The sequence below is a fragment of the Psychromonas marina genome (assembly GCF_030161115.1).
GTDB lineage: Bacteria > Pseudomonadota > Gammaproteobacteria > Enterobacterales > Psychromonadaceae > Psychromonas > Psychromonas marina.
This window is the reverse complement of sequence record NZ_BSPQ01000004.1, coordinates 17407-34106: the sequence shown is the minus strand read 5'-3', so window position 1 is coordinate 34106 and position 16700 is coordinate 17407. Positions and strand designations below refer to the sequence as shown.

The window sequence follows — 16700 nt, the reverse complement described above, 5'->3', positions numbered from 1 at the left end:
ACTAATCTCTTTTATTAATTGAATCTGTTTTATGACAACAAGTAGGTACAGGATCGTACCCGCCTTCACTTAGAGGTTGGCATCTTATAAGACGTTTGGCTGCGAGCCAACATCCTTTTACAATTCCATGTGATTTTATCGCTTCGATCGCATAATGAGAACAACTTGGCGTAAAACGGCAACGTGGCCCAATCATGGGGCTGATAATTAACTGATAAAAACGAATGAATTTAATTGCTATCCACTGCAGCGCTGCACTAATTTTCGCCATAACTTATCCAAAATCTTATCAATCTCTTGGTTTGATAAATCAGCAATACCTGCTTTAGCAATAACAACGATATCAATTGCTGGCAGATTGTGTTGTTGATGGCGGAATTGTTCTCTTACTACGCGACGGATACGATTACGCCCAACAGCAAGTTTAATATGCTTTTTAGGTATAGCCATGCCAATACGAGGATGATCTAAGGTATTTTTTCGAGCAAGAAGTGTGAGGTACGGTGAGACTGCTGGAACAGCATTCTTAAATACGGGTTGAAAATCTTCAGGAGTTAACAGACGTAACTCCCGAGAATACGAATAATTTTCCACGTCTGGGAAATTATGCGCTTAAGCTTGCGCGGCCTTTAGCACGACGACGAGCTAGTACGTTACGACCGTTTTTAGTCGCCATACGAGTTCTGAAACCGTGTGAACGCTTACGCTTAATGTTACTTGGTTGAAAAGTACGTTTCATGCTCTTTTCCACTTATGTTAAGTACTGTACAGTAGCTAATATTTTCATTTTACAATTTTAACATAACTCAGAAAGTTATCTTAAATAGTAAAGTAAAAAGGTTAGCCGATTAAAAAGAGAGCAAATTCTATGTATTGTTCGACTAAAAGTCAATCAGAGATACCTCTTTCACGCACATTAAATTATCACCTTAAAAAGCATTCACTTAGATAAGGTATATATTAATTGCTTGCCAGACTCGAAAGTTTGGGTGGGAGGATTATATAGAAGCATCATTAATAAGCAAGGATCGATCGGTGATCTTTGCATTTTTGTTTAAAATTAAACCGTATAAATAAGTAAGTATATAAGCACTATCTGCACGGATTAGGATTGCAATCTATTTAATGATCTTTTTTTACAAAAAGATCGCAGGATCTTGTGGATTGATCTCCATCTTCGCTGTAGAATTATCCGCCCCGAAATTCACAACTGGAGTTAGTCATGTCCCTCGCTATTTGGCAAGAGTGCTTAGCACAATTAAAAGATGAATTGTCAAAAAGTGACTTCAGCACATGGTTGCGTCCATTACAGGCCGGATACAGCAATTCCGTACTCTCGCTGTACTCTCCAAACAAGTTTACCAGTGATTGGGTACGCAATAATTTTATGGAAATTATTGAGAATAAAGTTAAGTTGCTTGCTCAACTTGAAGATCCGAACCACACGATCCAAATTCGATTATTAGTTGGTAAACCTGAATCTTCGGAAACAAAACCGGTAGCAGCCCCCATTGCTGCAAAAATAAATACCAACCATCCTTGGCAAGGTGTTAGCAAGGCAGATCCCGTTGCGCATAAAAGTAACCTGATCAAACGTTTTACTTTTGACAACTTTGTAGAAGGTAAATCAAATAACTTTGCAATTGCGACTACTCAGCAAATTGCAGAAAACCCAGGTGGTGTTTACAACCCACTATTTTTATATGCTCACCCAGGCCTAGGTAAAACGCATCTATTACATGCTGTAGGTAATGCGATTGTTGCTGAAAACCCAGAAAGTAAAGTGGTCTACATTCGTTCTGAACGTTTCGTGCAAGATATGATTAACGCTATCCGTAATAATACCATTGAGCAGTTTAAAGATTATTACGCGTCTCTTGATGCACTGTTAATTGATGATATTCATTTCTTTGCCGGTAAAGAACGTTCACAAGAAGTACTTTTCCAAACCTTTAATTCAATGTTAGATGGTCACCAACAGGTTATTTTAACCAGTGATCGCTTTCCAAAAGAGATTGAAGGGATTGATGAACGCCTACGTACGCGTTTTGGTTGGGGACTATCAATTCCAATCGACCCACCAGAATTAGAAACTCGTGTTGCCATCTTAATCAGTAAAGCTGAAGAGCGTGGTTTAACACTGCCTGATGATGTCGCTTTCTTTATCGCAAAACGTTTAACCATTACTGACGTTCGTGTTTTAGAAGGTGCAATAGCAAATATTTCAGCTAAAGCACAATTCACAGGACAAGATATTACTATCTCACTGGTGCAAGATGCACTGCGTGATATGCTTGCTGTACATACTAAGCAAACTACCATTGATAACATTCAAAAAGTGGTTGCTGAACATTACCGTATTAAGATTTCTGATATGGCATCAAAACGCCGTACACGTACTGTTGCACGACCACGTCAAATCGCAATGGCATTAGCAAAAGAGCTAACTCAGCATAGCTTGCCAGAAATTGGCGAAGCATTTGGTGGTCGTGATCATACGACGGTTTTACACGCATGTCGTAAAGTCGCTGAATTACGTAATGAAAATAATGATATTCAAGAAGATTATAAAATCCTGATCCGCACACTTTCGATGTAAGGTTAATAACCATGAAATTTTCAATCTCACGTGAAGCGTTCCTACGCCCACTACAACTTGTAGTAGGTTCAGTAGCGGGTGGGCGTCCTGCGCTACCAATCATGGGCAATATCCTCATTGAAGTAAAACAGGGCTTATTAAGCTTAACGGGTACTGATTTAGAAGTTGAATTAATTACTCAAATTACACTACAACAGCCTGCGGAAGATGGTGTCATCACCGTACCAGCACGTAAGTTGTTAGATATTTGTCGCGGTTTGTCCGATCCTTGCGAAATTACCTTTGAAGTGAAAAATGAGAAGGTAACAATACGCTCAGGGCGTAGTCGCTACTTACTTTCTTCGCTTCCTGCAATCGACTTCCCTAATATTGAATCGTGGAATAGCCTACTTGAACTGACCGTCATGCAAGGTGAGTTTAAAAAGTTAATCGAATTTACCCAATTCGCAATGGCAAGCCAAGATGTGCGTTATTACCTCAATGGCATGTATTTTGAAGCAAGTGAAAATAGCCTACGTAGTGTTGCAACAGATGGTCACCGCTTAGCTTCTTCAGCGATCACTTTGCCTCAATCAATTGAAGCACAGTCGATTATCGTACCGCGTAAAGGTGTATTAGAGCTGGTTAAGCTACTCGATAATGAACAAGAAAATGTAACCCTACAAATTGGTAAAAATAATCTACGTGCAATTATTGGTGGTTTCATCTTTACCACTAAGCTAGTTGATGGTCGTTTTCCTGACTACCGTCGTGTTATCCCACGTAATGGTGATAAAGAACTATTAGCTAGTCGAGAGTCGCTAAAACAAGCATTCACTCGTGCTGCTATTTTATCAAACGAGAAATTCCGTGGTGTGCGCTTAACGCTCTCTGAGAACCTGTTGCAAATTACTGCAAACAACCCTGAACGTGAAGAAGCGGAAGAGTACATTGACGTAGATTATCAGTCTGAAGCACTGGAAATAGGCTTTAACGTAAGTTATGTACTAGACGTATTAAATACACTGAAGAGCGAACAGGTTAAAATTACACTTAGCAGCTCCGATCACAGTACATTAATAGAGTCAACCGATAGTGATGACTCACTATACGTTCTTATGCCGATGCGCTTGTAACGTTTTAACCCGTCATATTTCTACTCATAATACTGCATAACATAGACGGAGTTGCTTGATGTCACTTTCAAAATTAGTCATCCATCAATTCCGTAATATTAACAGTGCTAATATCACCTTTAATAACAATATAAACATTATTGTTGGCGCTAATGGTAGTGGTAAAACATCATTATTAGAGGCGATCTATTTCCTCGGGTTAGGGCGCTCTTTTCGTAGCCATTTAACCAGTCGTATTGTGCAGCACGAACATAAAGAGTTCACTCTCTTCAGTGAGATCACCCAACAAGATTACATCACGCCAATTGGCCTACAGAAATCTAAAAATGGCGACACCATATTAAAAATAAATGGTGCGATTTCTAAAAAACTAGCCAATTTAACGCAATACCTGCCATTACAATTAATTACCCCTGAAAGCAGCACGTTACTCTCAGGAAGCCCTAAAAATCGACGTGCTTTCCTTGATTGGGGGGTTTTTTATCACGATCCTCTCTTTTATCACAATTGGGCGCGAATAAAACGGCTATTAAAGCAGAGGAATGCCGCTTTAAAGCAATGTAAAACGTACAATGAGTTGCAAGTGTGGGATAATGAGCTTTGTATTTTAAGTAATAAAATAAGCACACAGCGAAGCGCTTATTTTGATCAATTACTGGTACTCATAAAAAGCACATTAAATGATTTTTTGCCTGACTTTGATATCAGCTGCCAATTCTTCTGTGGTTGGGATAAAAATAATAAATCATTAGCTGATTATCTACATGATAATTTTCTGCGCGATAGCCAACTCGGTTATACAACAGCAGGACCGCAAAAAGCAGATATCCGCTTTAAAATTGCAGGTTACCCGGTTGCTGATGTTTTATCACGCGGGCAACTAAAACTCTTTGTTTATGCATTACAGCTCGCACAGGGTCTGTTTTTAAACAGCATTGACAAAAAACAGTGTATTTTCCTAATAGATGACTTTAGTTCTGAACTCGATCAGAACAAACAACAGATATTAGCAAAACATATTGCTGACTCAGGCGCTCAACTGTTTATCACTGTTATCGAACCTGATAATATTGATAGACTTTTTACGCAAAAAAATAGCGTGTTTCACATGGAACATGGTCAGATTACAGAACAACTAGAAAACTAAATAGGTGAAAGCTTTATGACTGAAAATAGTTATGATTCGTCAAGTATTAAAGTACTAAAAGGATTAGACGCTGTACGTAAACGTCCAGGCATGTACATCGGTGATACCGATGATGGCACTGGTCTACATCACATGGTGTTTGAGATTCTTGATAACTCAATTGATGAAGCATTAGCAGGTCACTGTAGCGACATTATTACTACAATTCATACTGATGGTAGTGTATCTGTTCGTGATGATGGCCGTGGTATCCCGGTTGATATGCATGAAGGTGAGGGTGTATCTGCAGCCGAAGTAATCATGACCGTATTACACGCCGGTGGTAAATTCGATGATAACTCTTATAAAGTATCTGGTGGTTTGCACGGTGTTGGTGTTTCTGTAGTAAATGCACTGTCTAAAAAATTACGCCTAACAGTTAAACGTCACGGTAAAATTCATCAACAGACCTACACGCATGGTGAACCAGATGCGCCACTTGCAGTCATTGGTGACTCTGAGAATACCGGTACTGAAATCCGTTTTTGGCCAAGTGAGGAGACCTTCTCTGATGTTCTTTTCCACTACGATATTCTTGCTAAAAAATTACGCGAACTATCGTTCTTAAACTCTGGTGTATCAATTAAATTAATTGATAAGCGTGAAGAAGATAAAGCAGACCACTTCTGTTACGAAGGTGGTATTAAGTCTTTCATCGAATATTTAAATAAAAACAAAACACCTGTTCACCAAAAAATCTTCCACTTCACCGTTGAAGGCGAAGATGACATCAGTGTTGAAGTTGCGATGCAATGGAATGATGGTTTCCAAGAAAATATCTACTGTTTCACTAACAACATTCCTCAACGTGATGGTGGTTCGCATTTAACAGGTTTCCGTGGTGGTTTAACACGTACGTTAAATGCCTACATGGAAAAAGAGTTAGCGAAAGTTAAAAATAATAAAAACAAAGCAGCGACTGAAGGCGGAGATTCACGTGAAGGTTTAACAGCGGTTATCTCTGTTAAAGTACCTGATCCTAAGTTCTCATCGCAGACTAAAGATCGTTTAGTGTCGTCTGAAGTACGTCCAATTGTTGAAAGTGCAATGGGTGAAAACCTACAAGACTTCTTACTTGAAAATCCTCAAGAAGCTAAAATCATTACCTCTAAAATCATTGATGCGGCACGTGCACGTGAAGCTGCGCGTAAAGCGCGTGATATGACACGTCGTAAAGGCGCATTAGATTTAGCGGGTTTACCGGGTAAATTGGCAGATTGCCAAGAAAAAGATCCAGCTCTTTCTGAACTATATATTGTGGAAGGGGACTCTGCTGGCGGTAGTGCTAAGCAGGGTCGTAACCGTAAAAACCAAGCAATTTTACCGCTTAAAGGTAAAATTCTTAACGTAGAAAAAGCACGTTTCGACAAAATGTTATCTTCACAAGAGGTAGCAACACTGATCACTGCATTAGGCTGTGGTATCGGTCGTGACGAATATAACCCAGAGAAAACCCGTTATCACCGCATCATTATCATGACCGATGCCGATGTCGATGGTTCTCACATCCGTACACTGCTATTGACCTTCTTCTACCGTCAAATGCCAGAGCTGATCGAAAATGGTTATATCTATATTGCACAGCCACCACTATATAAAGTGAAAAAAGGCAAGCAAGAGACTTACGTTAAAGATGAATTAGAACTACAAACCTACCTCACTACGTTAGCGATGGAAAATTCTTCTCTACACGTTAATGTTGATGCACCAGGAATTTCTGGTCTTGCATTAGAAGGTCTAATTCAGCGTTACCGTAGTGTTCAAGATACGATTGAGCGTTTAAAACGTCGTTACCCAGCGGTTATTTTAGATAAATTGATCTACAAACCAGCACTAACGACTGAACAACTAGCAGATAAAGCACAAGCACAACTGTGGACTACTGATATTGTTGATACGCTGAATGCTGAAGATTTTGAAGGTACTATTTACAGTGCTGAAATTGTTCAATCGGAAGATGAGTTAAGTAACAACATTATCTTTACTATTCGTAAGCATGGTGTTGAAACGCATTACACATTTGATGAAGAATACTTTGGATCTGATGGTTATAAAGCCGTTGCTTCTGTTGGTGCTGAAATTTCAGGGCTACTTGAAGAGGGTGCTTATATCCAACGTGGCGAGCGTAAGCGCGAAGTAGGACACTTTATCGATGCAGTTAACTGGTTGATGAGCGAATCTAAACGTGGTCTTTACATTCAACGCTACAAAGGTCTAGGTGAGATGAACCCTGATCAGCTTTGTGATACTACGATGGATCCAAATACACGCCACATGCTACAAGTGCGTATTGAAGATGCTGTTGGTGCAGACCAACTATTTAGTACGTTGATGGGTGATCACGTTGAACCACGCCGACACTTTATCGAAGAAAATGCACTTCGTGTAGAAAACCTAGATATCTAAGTTTTACTAAACGATAAAACTAAAAAAACCAGCTATTTAGCTGGTTTTTTTGTATCTGCTATATGTAATGCATTTAAAAAAGGCTACTGCGCATTACTCAGCTTAAGCGCATTATTTTTTACAACAATCACTCTTAGTTTATCGTAGCTAAAGTTAAACACGAACGCGTAGATAGTAATGAAAATAGTCACACCAAGATCCATTATGAATGCATCCCATAAACTAACATTTAAAATGTAAGCCATTACCGGAATAGTAACGATCAATAGACCCGCCTCAAACAAAAGAACGTGAACAATACGTAATGAAAATGAACGCTTATCTTTATCGCCAGTGACAACTTTGTCGAAAAAGTAATTGAAAAAATAGTTCCAAACCATCGCAATACTCGCAATAACTATCATCGTACCTGATAGCGAACTAAGATCATGATTAGTAAATATCGCGAGTCCCGCAACAGATAAACTAACAGCCAACAATTCAAATAATATTGATTGCAATACTCTTTCTAACGTACCCATATCTTGCCCTTAAAAATAATAATTAATATAAAACATGCGCTAATTATGCCTAATGATTTTGACAATAAAAGTTAGAAACCATCACATTAAGTGATAGCTTTGATGTCCATTCACACATGGCTATCTATTTTCATGGGGTAATCGCATTAGATAATAACAATAGGAAAAGTAGAAATAGGCAGTCTATTTTCTTAATTTAGGTGCACTAATTTAGATCATGACAATACTAAATAGAAATGGAAACTATTATCGTTTAGGGTTATATTACGCTGTATTATATTAATCAAAGTTAATTCTTATTAAGGTATCTAATGAGCTCTTTATTATCTCTATTCAAGACTGTATTTGTAGTTGTTTTAATCGGTCTAAGTTTTTCAGCATCGGCAAGCAGTATTACTGTCAAACATATACTCGGTACAACAGAGGTTAAAGAGAACCCTCAGCGTGTTGTTGTAGTGGGTGGTCATGGTAGTTTAGATGTATTGAACCGTTTAGGTATCAAACCTGTTGGTGTGGTAACGCAGATGTTACCTGAATACCTTAAAAAATATTCTACAACAGCACCTGTCGGTAGTATGAAAGAGGTCGATTTTGAAAAAATATTTACCTTAAAACCAGACCTTATTATCGCAGAAAGTCGCATTATAGAATCCTACCCAATGTTATCGAAGATAGCACCAACGGTAATGTACATGGTTGATAATACGAATTATTGGGGTGATACACAAAAAAACTGGCGCATGCTCGGTAAAATATTTGATAAAAAAAATGAAGTAGAAACGATTATTGCGCAGACGCAGGTTCAACTTGATCACATTAAAGCACAGGTAAGTGATAAGAATTTAAGAACATTAGCACTGATGAATAATGGTAATAATGTGTCGATGTTTGGTAATAAAAGCCGCTTTGCAGTCATTTTTGATGAGTTCGGTTTTAAAGAAGCACGTACCAGCGATACTCAAAACCCACACGGTAATCTGATCTCATTCGAATTTATTGCCGATGCAAAACCAGATGTAATTTTTGTACTAGACAGAGAAGCAGCAATTGGTATGAGCAGCGGTAAAGCACAATCTTTATTCGATAATGTATTAATCAAATCGACACCCGCTTATCAACACAATCGTATTATTTACTTAGATTCAAACGCTTGGTATTTAACAATTGCAGGTATAGATGCAACACAAACGATGATTAACGATATGGCTTCAGCCATTTAACTAAAAACAGTTAAGGCTTCAAGCAATTTGAAGCCTTAGTTTTAATCCTAGCAATAATGAACCTTAACCCATGTTAAACCTGAAAAAACTTTTTACCTTAAACAAACTACTCGCAACATTTGGGTTGTTAATATTAGGGGGCCTTTCATTATTTGTTGGTATCGCTAATATCGATATCTACAACTTAATTAGTGGCGATCCACAAAGCCAAACCATTCTTTTCTCCAGTCGTTTACCACGCTTATTAGCTATCTGTTTAGCAGGGGCAGGTTTAAGTGTTGCTGGTTTGATTATGCAACAGGTTTGTCAAAACCGTTTTGCTTCACCTTCAACCACCGGCACTATTGATTGTGCCATGCTCGGTTATATCGTCAGCTTAGTATTTTTAAGTGGCGCGAGTCAGTGGCTAAATCTATCTGTTATTTTTGCTTTCTCTGTTGCAGGCACACTTATTTTCGTACGTTTTCTGCAAACCTTAAAATTTAAAAATACCATGTTAGTGCCATTAATCGGCATTATGTATGGCAATGTTATCTCTGCATTAGCCACCTTCATCGCTTACCGTTTCGACTTAGTTCAAACCATGTCTGCTTGGACTGTTGCCAATTTCTCTTCAGTATTACAAGGAAATTACGAGTTTTTGTATTTAGCGCTACCTGCCTGCATCATTGCTTATTATTATGCGAGCCAGTTTAGTGCTGCTAGTGTCGGTGAAAGCTTTGCTAAAAACATAGGTCTAGATTACACAAAAATAGTGTTAATCGGCGTTATTATCGTTGCGATGTTAGCCTCTGCTGTGGTGATGATTGTTGGTGTTATTCCGTTCCTTGGTTTGATAGTACCCAATTTAGTAGCGTTATTCATGGGTGATAATATGCGCCGTAATCTTCCTTGGGTTGCTTACTGGGGAATTATTATGGTGTTAGTTTGTGATGTAATTGGCCGCGTTATTATCTTCCCTTATGAGATGCCAATATCGATGATTATCAGTGTTTTTGGTGGTGCCGTATTTATTATGTTAGTGCTTAAGGATAAATCTAATGCTTAACGCTTTGAAGGGTAAGTTAGCTGATCGCCTTAAAATTATTTTATTATCAGTTGCCGCTATTATTATTATCGCGCTATTTATTGGCCAAGGTTTAAATGCCGATAACTACTCATTTTTCCTTTCATTGAGAGTACCTAAAATACTCGCGATTGTCTTAGCCGCCATTGCAATATCAGTCTCATCATTGGTGTTTCAAACCATCACTAATAACCGAATTTTAACGCCATCTATTCTTGGTTTTGATTCTTTATATGTAATGATTCAAGTGATTATTGTGGTGGCATTTGGCAGTATGAGCATGTGGTTTAGTGATCCGATAGTTAATTTTTTACTATCCACACTGATCATGATTGGCTTTTCATTGCTCTTATTTGGTCTCTACTTCAAGCGTAAAAACAGTAATGTATTTACCTTGTTATTAATCGGTATTGTTTGCGGTAGTTTGTTTAGCAGTGTGACGAGCTTCTTTACTATGCTGATTGATCCGAATGAATTTGCAGTATTACAAAACAGTATGTTTGCTAGTTTTAATAACGTAAATAGCGATCTTGTCTATTGGTCTATTATTCCCCTCGCAATCTGTTTTCTCTATTTATATCGCATATCAAATACACTCGACGTACTTTGGTTAGGTGCTGATAATGCTAAAAGTCTTGGCGTAGATACACAAAAACTCACCATCCGAGTCATGCTGGTATTAACTATTATGATTGCCGTTTCTACTGCGCTGGTTGGCCCTGTACTGTTTTTTGGTTTAATCGTCGTAAGCCTAACGCGTGAAATGTTTAATCGTTATCAGCATCGTTTTTTAATGCTCGCCTGCAGTTTATTATCCGTCGTCCTATTAGTTGGAGGACAATTTTTAATTGAAAAAGTGTTCTCTTTTGATACCACTATCAGTGTCATTATTAACTTTGCCGGTGGCAGCTATTTTCTCTATTTATTAATGCGTAACAAGTTGAGCTAACATGATCAAAGTTTCTGGTTTATCTAAGAAGTACAGTAGTAACTATGTAGTAACCAATGCGGATGCCTTATTTCCATTAGGTGAAGTAACGTCAATTATCGGCCCCAATGGGGCAGGAAAAAGTACACTATTATCAATGGTCAGTCGCTTAACAGACAGCGATGCCGGTGAAGTATTAATTGCAGACAAGCCATTATCAGAATGGAATAGTAAAGCGTTATCTAAACGCCTCGCTGTATTACGCCAATCTAATAATATTAATATGCGTTTTACCGTTGAAGAATTAGTTGCCTTTGGACGCTTTCCTCATAGCCAAGGTCGCTTAACCGATGATGATCAGCGTATTATTAACGATGCATTACAACACTTAGATATCGAACATATTAAGGATAAATATTTAGATCAACTCAGTGGTGGGCAACGACAAATGGCTTTTATCGCCATGACCGTTGCACAGGATACAGACTATCTATTTTTAGACGAACCATTGAATAATCTTGATATAAAACACTCGGTCGAGATCATGAAAATACTACGCAAACTAGCGCACCAATTTAATAAAGCGGTTGTGATCGTAATCCACGATATTAACTTTGCTTCTTCTTATTCAGATAATATCGTCGCGATGCGTCAAGGTGAAGTGATTAAAAGCGGTAAAGTTGAAGAGGTCATTGAGAAGGGGATAATGGAAAGTATCTATCAGATTCCATTTGAAATTCAACAGGTCAACGGCAAGCGAATCTGTTTATACTATGGACATTAAGACTCACGTTATGTAACAACGCTTTCAGCCAACCCTAAGCACTTTTCTTTCATTAACTAGCTCGTTGTTCATCAGATATAAACGAGCTAACCAATTTAACCACAGCATCCCTGTAGTGACCCTTCATTCTGCCGTATCAAATTTATTGGATCTGTTTCACGTGAAACATGTCGCTTTAAACTGATTATTTATAAAGTGCATTAATCTCAGCAGCAAGAATAGCAATGCCACGTTTAACAACCTCATCATCCTGTGCATAGTTAACGCGAATACACTCTTGCGTATGTTGCCACTGCTGTTCTAAACCAGGAAAGAAATAGTGTCCTGATACAATTAACAGTCCTTTCGCTTTTAAACGTTTATAAAGCTCGTTCGAACTAATCGGTAAGTCTTTAAACCATAACCATAAGAAAAGGGCGCCTTCGGCTTTATGAATTTTAAAATTTGGTGTGCTTATCTGTTGCTGTAAAAGTGTAATAGCTTGCTGTGATTTTTTATAATAAAAGGGCTTAATCACCTCATCACTGAGCGTTAGTATCTCTTTTGTTTTAACTAACGGCAGGGCAATCTCTGGACCAATACCACCCGGAGATAATGCCATAATGCCTGAAAGATTTGACATTGCTTTAATAATAGCTGGATTAGCGATAACAATGCCGCATCGAGCTCCAGGTAAACCAAACTTAGAAAGACTTAAGCAGAGGATTGTATTGTTATTCCAAAACGGAGTTACCTGTTCAAAAATAATATTTGGGAAAGGGGTGCCATAAGCATTATCAATAATTAAAGGGATATTATTTTCTTTAGCAAGTTGATCAAGATGAATGATCTCTTCATCAGTCAGTACATTACCCGTTGGGTTCGTTGGGCGTGAAACACACATTGCACCAATATCAGAACCAATTTCTAATGCATCAAAGTCGACGTTATATTTAAATAGACCATTTTCAAGCTCACTAATTTTAGGTCGAACAGCAACAAATGCATCTTCAGATACACTCGCATCTGCATAACCAATGTATTCTGGCGCGAGGGGAAATAGAATTTTTTTCTTTTTACCTTCGCTAAAATTACCACCTAACAGGTTAAACAGATAAAAGAATGCATTCTGACTACCATTGGTAAGCATGATATTTTTAGCACTTAAATCCCAATCATAAAGATCGTTAAACAGTGTTGCTAAAGCATCAATAAAGCTGTTTTTCCCCTGTGGGCCATCGTAATTTGAAAGGGTATTAACTAAGTTTCCCTCATCTAATAATTCCTGCATTAACTCAGTTAAACGTGTTTGAATTTCAGGAATAGAAGCAGGGTTGCCACCACCTAACATCAGAATATCATCTCCACCTTGCACACCTGCATTCAGATCATCCATTAATTCCGTTATACCAGAGTGCTGAGTAAATTTATTTCCAAATATTGAGTAGGGCATTTTCTTTCCTAAAAATCTAATTTATAAAAATTGTTCCACGTGAAACATGATAAATAGCTGTTAGCTGTTAGCTGTTAGCTGTTAGCTGTTAGCTGTTAGCTGTTAGCTGTTAGCTGTTAGCTGTTAGCTGTTAGCTGTTAGCTGTTAGCTGTTAGCTGTTAGCTGTTAGCTCAAAATGAGACAACATCAGTTTCCCGCTGTCAAACAACAGCTTCAAACCAATAACTAATGACTAACACCTAAATCCATATCAATCCATTTTAAGAATAGTGTTTCACGTGAAACATTATTCTTAAAGTGGATACAAAAAAGCTCAGTAAAAACTGAGCTTTTTGATCATAAAATAGGTTTACCTAATCGGTAAACTCCACTTTTATAAAACCGAAACGTCAGCAACTTGTAAGAACAAATTACGTAAACGGTTTAAAAGTGCTAAACGATTCTGCTTAACCACTTCATTTTCGGCCATAACCATTACGTTATCAAAGAATAGGTCCACAGGAGCTTGCAGAGAAGCAAGTTCGAATAAGGCAGCCTCGTAGTCTCCGTCTAAAAATAAAGGGCTTAGCTTGCTTTCTAGAGAGCCTAATTTTTCAGCTAATGCTTTTTCAGCGTCTTCTTCAAATAAAGTTGCATCAACATCAGCGTTAATTTCGCCTTTTACTTTCGCAAGGATATTTGAAATACGTTTATTTGCTGCAGCAATTGGCTGTGCTTCAGGAAGCTCTTGGAACTTAGCAACCGCTTGAATACGTTTTTCAAAATCAACAGGTTTAGTAGGACGGCGATCAAGTACTGATTGAATCAGTTCAGCCGAGAAACCATTTGCTTGATAAGTTGCACGGAAACGCGCAAACAAGAAATCAACAACATCATTAACTACATTATCGTTAGTTAATTTATCAGCATATTGTACTTTAGCAATTTCAACTAAGTCGATGATATCTAGATCTAACTGTTTATCTTTAATGATACGTAGCAGACCAATCGCTGCTCGACGAAGTGCAAACGGGTCAGCGGCGCCTTTTGGAGCTTGGCCAATACCAAAAATACCAACAAGTGTATCTAATTTATCAGCAAGAGAAACAGCACAAGCAACCAAAGATGTTGGCAGTTTATCGCCTGCGAAGCGGGGAAGGTATTGCTCATTTAATGCAATTGCAACTTCTTCAGCTTCACCATCAAAACGAGCATAATACATCCCCATGATGCCTTGAACATCTGGACACTCAACAACCATTTCAGTCATTAAATCTGTTTTTGACAATAGACCAGCACGCGCTGCATTTTTAGTATCAGCATCTATTTTTTCAGCAACAGTTGCTGCAACACTCGCAATACGTTCAGATTTTTCTTTTAACGTACCTAATTGCTTTTGGAAAAGTACGGTTGAAAGTGACTCTAAACGGCTTTCTAGTGTTTTCTTTTTATCTGTTTCAAAGAAGAACTCTGCATCAGCTAAACGAGGACGTACTACTTTTTCGTTACCTTCGATTACCTGTGCTGGATCACGACTTACAATGTTAGAAACAAATATAAAGCGTGGTAATAATTTGCCTTCTTTATCTAATACTGGAAAGTATTTTTGGTGATCTTTCATTGTGTATATAAGCGCTTCTGAAGGTACGTCTAAAAATTTCTCTTCAAATGAACCCACTAATGTCACAGGCCATTCAACTAATGAAGTTACTTCTTCAAGTAAGTCTTCATCAATTGCAGCAACACCATTTTCATGAGCAGCTAATGCTTCAACTTGCTCACGAATGATCGCTTTACGACGTTCGTAATCAACAATAACTTTACCGCTATCATCAAGTAGAGCTTCATATTCATCAGCATGATTAATGGTTAATTCAGCTTCACCGAGGAAACGATGACCTCTAATCGTACGATCAGATTCAATGCCTAATAGCTCGCCTTGAATTAATTTGTTACCAAATAACATACAAACTGTATGAACAGGACGAATAAATTGTGTCGTTGTAGCGCCCCAACGCATTGGTTTAGGGATAGGTAATTTAGCGAGTGCGTCTGCAGCGATGGTAGGAATCACTTCAGCAGCAGCTTTACCTTTAACTTCAGCTTTAAACAGTAACCACTCACCTTTATCTGTTACTAAGCGTTCAGCTTGCTCAACAGTAATACCGTTTGAGCGAGCCCAGCCTTGAGCGGCTTTAGTTGCATTACCTTCTGCATCAAAAGCAACCGTAACAGCAGGGCCACGTTTCTCAACAACTTTATCAGTTTGAGAAGCAGCCAAGTTAGCAACCACTATCGCTAGACGACGTGGAGATGCGAACCAACTAACTTTTTCAAAAGAAAAATCAGCTTTTTGTAATTCAGCTTCAACATTGCTAGCAAAAGACTCTGCAAGTTGGCGTAATGATTTCGGTGGTAACTCTTCGGTTCCCAGCTCAATCAATAAATTTTCATGTGATTGTTGTGACATTCGGCAGCCTCTATTTATCTAAGTTTTTGCAAAGTGGGAAACCAAGCTCTTCACGCTTCGCGTAATAAGCTTCAGCAACTGCTTTTGATAATGCACGTACACGTAAAATATAACGCTGACGTTCAGTCACAGAGATTGCATGGCGCGCATCTAATAAGTTAAAGATATGCGATGCTTTCATCACTTGCTCGTAAGCAGGTAAAGGAAGGTTTGCTTCAATCAATTTTTGGCTATCTTTTTCACATTGATCAAACTGTGGGAATAACGCATCTACATCAGCATGCTCAAAGTTAAACGTTGATTGCTCAACTTCATTTTGATGGAATATATCACCGTAAGTCACTTTACCCATTGGACCATCTGTCCATACTAGGTCATAAATACTATCAACATCTTGAATGTACATTGCAAGACGCTCAAGGCCGTAAGTGATCTCGCCAGTAACAGGTGAACACTCTAAACCACCAACTTGCTGGAAATAAGTAAACTGCGTTACTTCCATGCCATTTAGCCAAATTTCCCAACCTAGACCCCAGGCACCTAATGTTGGTGATTCCCAGTTATCTTCTACAAAACGAATATCATGAATAGAAGTATCGATACCCACTTCTTCAAGAGATTTAAGGTAAAGCTCCTGAATATTCTTAGGCGATGGCTTTAACACGACTTGGAATTGATAGTAGTGCTGTAAGCGGTTAGGGTTTTCACCGTAACGACCATCTGTTGGACGACGACATGGTTGTACATAAGCACTGCTCATCGGCTCTGGACCAATTGAACGTAAGAAGGTCTGTGGGTGGAATGTACCAGCGCCCACTTCCATATCAAGTGGCTGTACAATTGCACAACCTTGGCGAGCCCAGAAATCTTGCAGTGCAAGAATCAGCCCTTGGAATGTTTTTGTATCGAATTTTTGCATGATTTCGGCTTCGAGTTGATTATAAAAAATTGGTGGATATTATACCTATTCAAGCGCATCTATACCACTAACAGT

Annotated in this window: 15 protein-coding genes; 8 read left to right on the top strand and 7 right to left on the bottom strand. The window is 38.4% G+C overall.

The annotated features are described in order from the left end of the window. Nucleotide 1: 1 nt before the first annotated feature. The 3 genes from yidD to rpmH are packed head-to-tail and all read right to left on the bottom strand — an operon-like array spanning nucleotide 2 to nucleotide 739. The gene (yidD, locus tag QQK09_RS07620) at nucleotides 2–271 is read right to left on the bottom strand and encodes a membrane protein insertion efficiency factor YidD (RefSeq protein ID WP_284203533.1); all 270 of its coding nucleotides are present in this window, start codon (nucleotides 269–271) and stop codon (nucleotides 2–4) included. Further along, complete coding sequence (gene rnpA, locus QQK09_RS07615; RefSeq protein WP_284203532.1) at nucleotides 238–594, bottom strand: ribonuclease P protein component; 357 nt, start codon at nucleotides 592–594, stop codon at nucleotides 238–240. Before rnpA ends, yidD begins: the two co-directional genes overlap by 34 nt. A gap of 10 nt (nucleotides 595–604) precedes the next feature. After that, nucleotides 605–739 carry a 50S ribosomal protein L34 gene (gene rpmH / locus QQK09_RS07610; RefSeq protein WP_015466401.1) on the bottom strand — a complete coding sequence of 45 codons (135 nt, stop codon included), beginning with the start codon at nucleotides 737–739 and terminating at the stop codon, nucleotides 605–607. 483 nt (nucleotides 740–1222) lie between these two features. Here rpmH and dnaA point away from each other — a divergent pair, with 483 nt between their 5' ends. From dnaA to gyrB, 4 genes are read left to right on the top strand one after another with little or no spacing between them, the layout of a single operon-like run. Beyond that, entirely contained in the window at nucleotides 1223–2599 is a 1377-nt protein-coding gene (gene dnaA / locus QQK09_RS07605; RefSeq protein WP_284203531.1) for a chromosomal replication initiator protein DnaA, read from the top strand. 11 nt (nucleotides 2600–2610) lie between these two features. Next, nucleotides 2611–3714, top strand: coding sequence for a DNA polymerase III subunit beta (dnaN, locus tag QQK09_RS07600; RefSeq protein ID WP_284203530.1), 1104 nt, complete (start codon nucleotides 2611–2613; stop codon nucleotides 3712–3714). A gap of 58 nt (nucleotides 3715–3772) precedes the next feature. Continuing rightward, nucleotides 3773–4861: a DNA replication/repair protein RecF gene (gene recF, locus QQK09_RS07595; protein ID WP_284203529.1), complete on the top strand. Its 1089-nt coding sequence runs from the start codon at nucleotides 3773–3775 to the stop codon at nucleotides 4859–4861. Nucleotides 4862–4876: 15 nt separating this feature from the next. Further along, a complete protein-coding gene (gene gyrB, locus QQK09_RS07590; protein ID WP_284203528.1) occupies nucleotides 4877–7306 on the top strand; it encodes a DNA topoisomerase (ATP-hydrolyzing) subunit B in 2430 nt (809 codons plus the stop codon). 83 nt (nucleotides 7307–7389) lie between these two features. Here gyrB and QQK09_RS07585 read toward each other — a convergent pair whose 3' ends face one another. Next, entirely contained in the window at nucleotides 7390–7827 is a 438-nt protein-coding gene (locus tag QQK09_RS07585) for a PACE efflux transporter (RefSeq protein ID WP_284203527.1), read from the bottom strand. 311 nt (nucleotides 7828–8138) lie between these two features. Between QQK09_RS07585 and QQK09_RS07580 the strand changes: the two genes are divergently transcribed. The 4 genes from QQK09_RS07580 to QQK09_RS07565 all read left to right on the top strand — a co-directional run bounded on the left by QQK09_RS07580 (nucleotide 8139) and on the right by QQK09_RS07565 (nucleotide 11825). Further along, a complete protein-coding gene (locus QQK09_RS07580; protein WP_284203526.1) occupies nucleotides 8139–9047 on the top strand; it encodes a siderophore ABC transporter substrate-binding protein in 909 nt (302 codons plus the stop codon). 70 nt (nucleotides 9048–9117) lie between these two features. Further along, nucleotides 9118–10095: an ABC transporter permease gene (locus QQK09_RS07575; RefSeq protein WP_284203525.1), complete on the top strand. Its 978-nt coding sequence runs from the start codon at nucleotides 9118–9120 to the stop codon at nucleotides 10093–10095. Continuing rightward, the gene (locus tag QQK09_RS07570; RefSeq protein WP_284203524.1) at nucleotides 10088–11062 is read left to right on the top strand and encodes an iron chelate uptake ABC transporter family permease subunit; all 975 of its coding nucleotides are present in this window, start codon (nucleotides 10088–10090) and stop codon (nucleotides 11060–11062) included. The genes QQK09_RS07575 and QQK09_RS07570 overlap by 8 nt, the downstream gene beginning before the upstream one ends. Before the next feature lies 1 nt (nucleotide 11063). Then, a complete protein-coding gene (locus QQK09_RS07565) occupies nucleotides 11064–11825 on the top strand; it encodes an iron ABC transporter ATP-binding protein (RefSeq protein ID WP_284203523.1) in 762 nt (253 codons plus the stop codon). A 184-nt stretch (nucleotides 11826–12009) separates the two neighbouring features. Here QQK09_RS07565 and QQK09_RS07560 read toward each other — a convergent pair whose 3' ends face one another. The 3 genes from QQK09_RS07560 to glyQ form a co-directional block, all read right to left on the bottom strand. Further along, a complete protein-coding gene (locus QQK09_RS07560) occupies nucleotides 12010–13257 on the bottom strand; it encodes a valine--pyruvate transaminase (protein WP_284203522.1) in 1248 nt (415 codons plus the stop codon). Between the two features lie 373 nt (nucleotides 13258–13630). After that, a complete protein-coding gene (gene glyS / locus QQK09_RS07555) occupies nucleotides 13631–15706 on the bottom strand; it encodes a glycine--tRNA ligase subunit beta (RefSeq protein WP_284203521.1) in 2076 nt (691 codons plus the stop codon). A gap of 10 nt (nucleotides 15707–15716) precedes the next feature. Then, nucleotides 15717–16625, bottom strand: coding sequence for a glycine--tRNA ligase subunit alpha (gene glyQ / locus QQK09_RS07550; RefSeq protein ID WP_284203520.1), 909 nt, complete (start codon nucleotides 16623–16625; stop codon nucleotides 15717–15719). Nucleotides 16626–16700 lie beyond the last annotated feature (75 nt).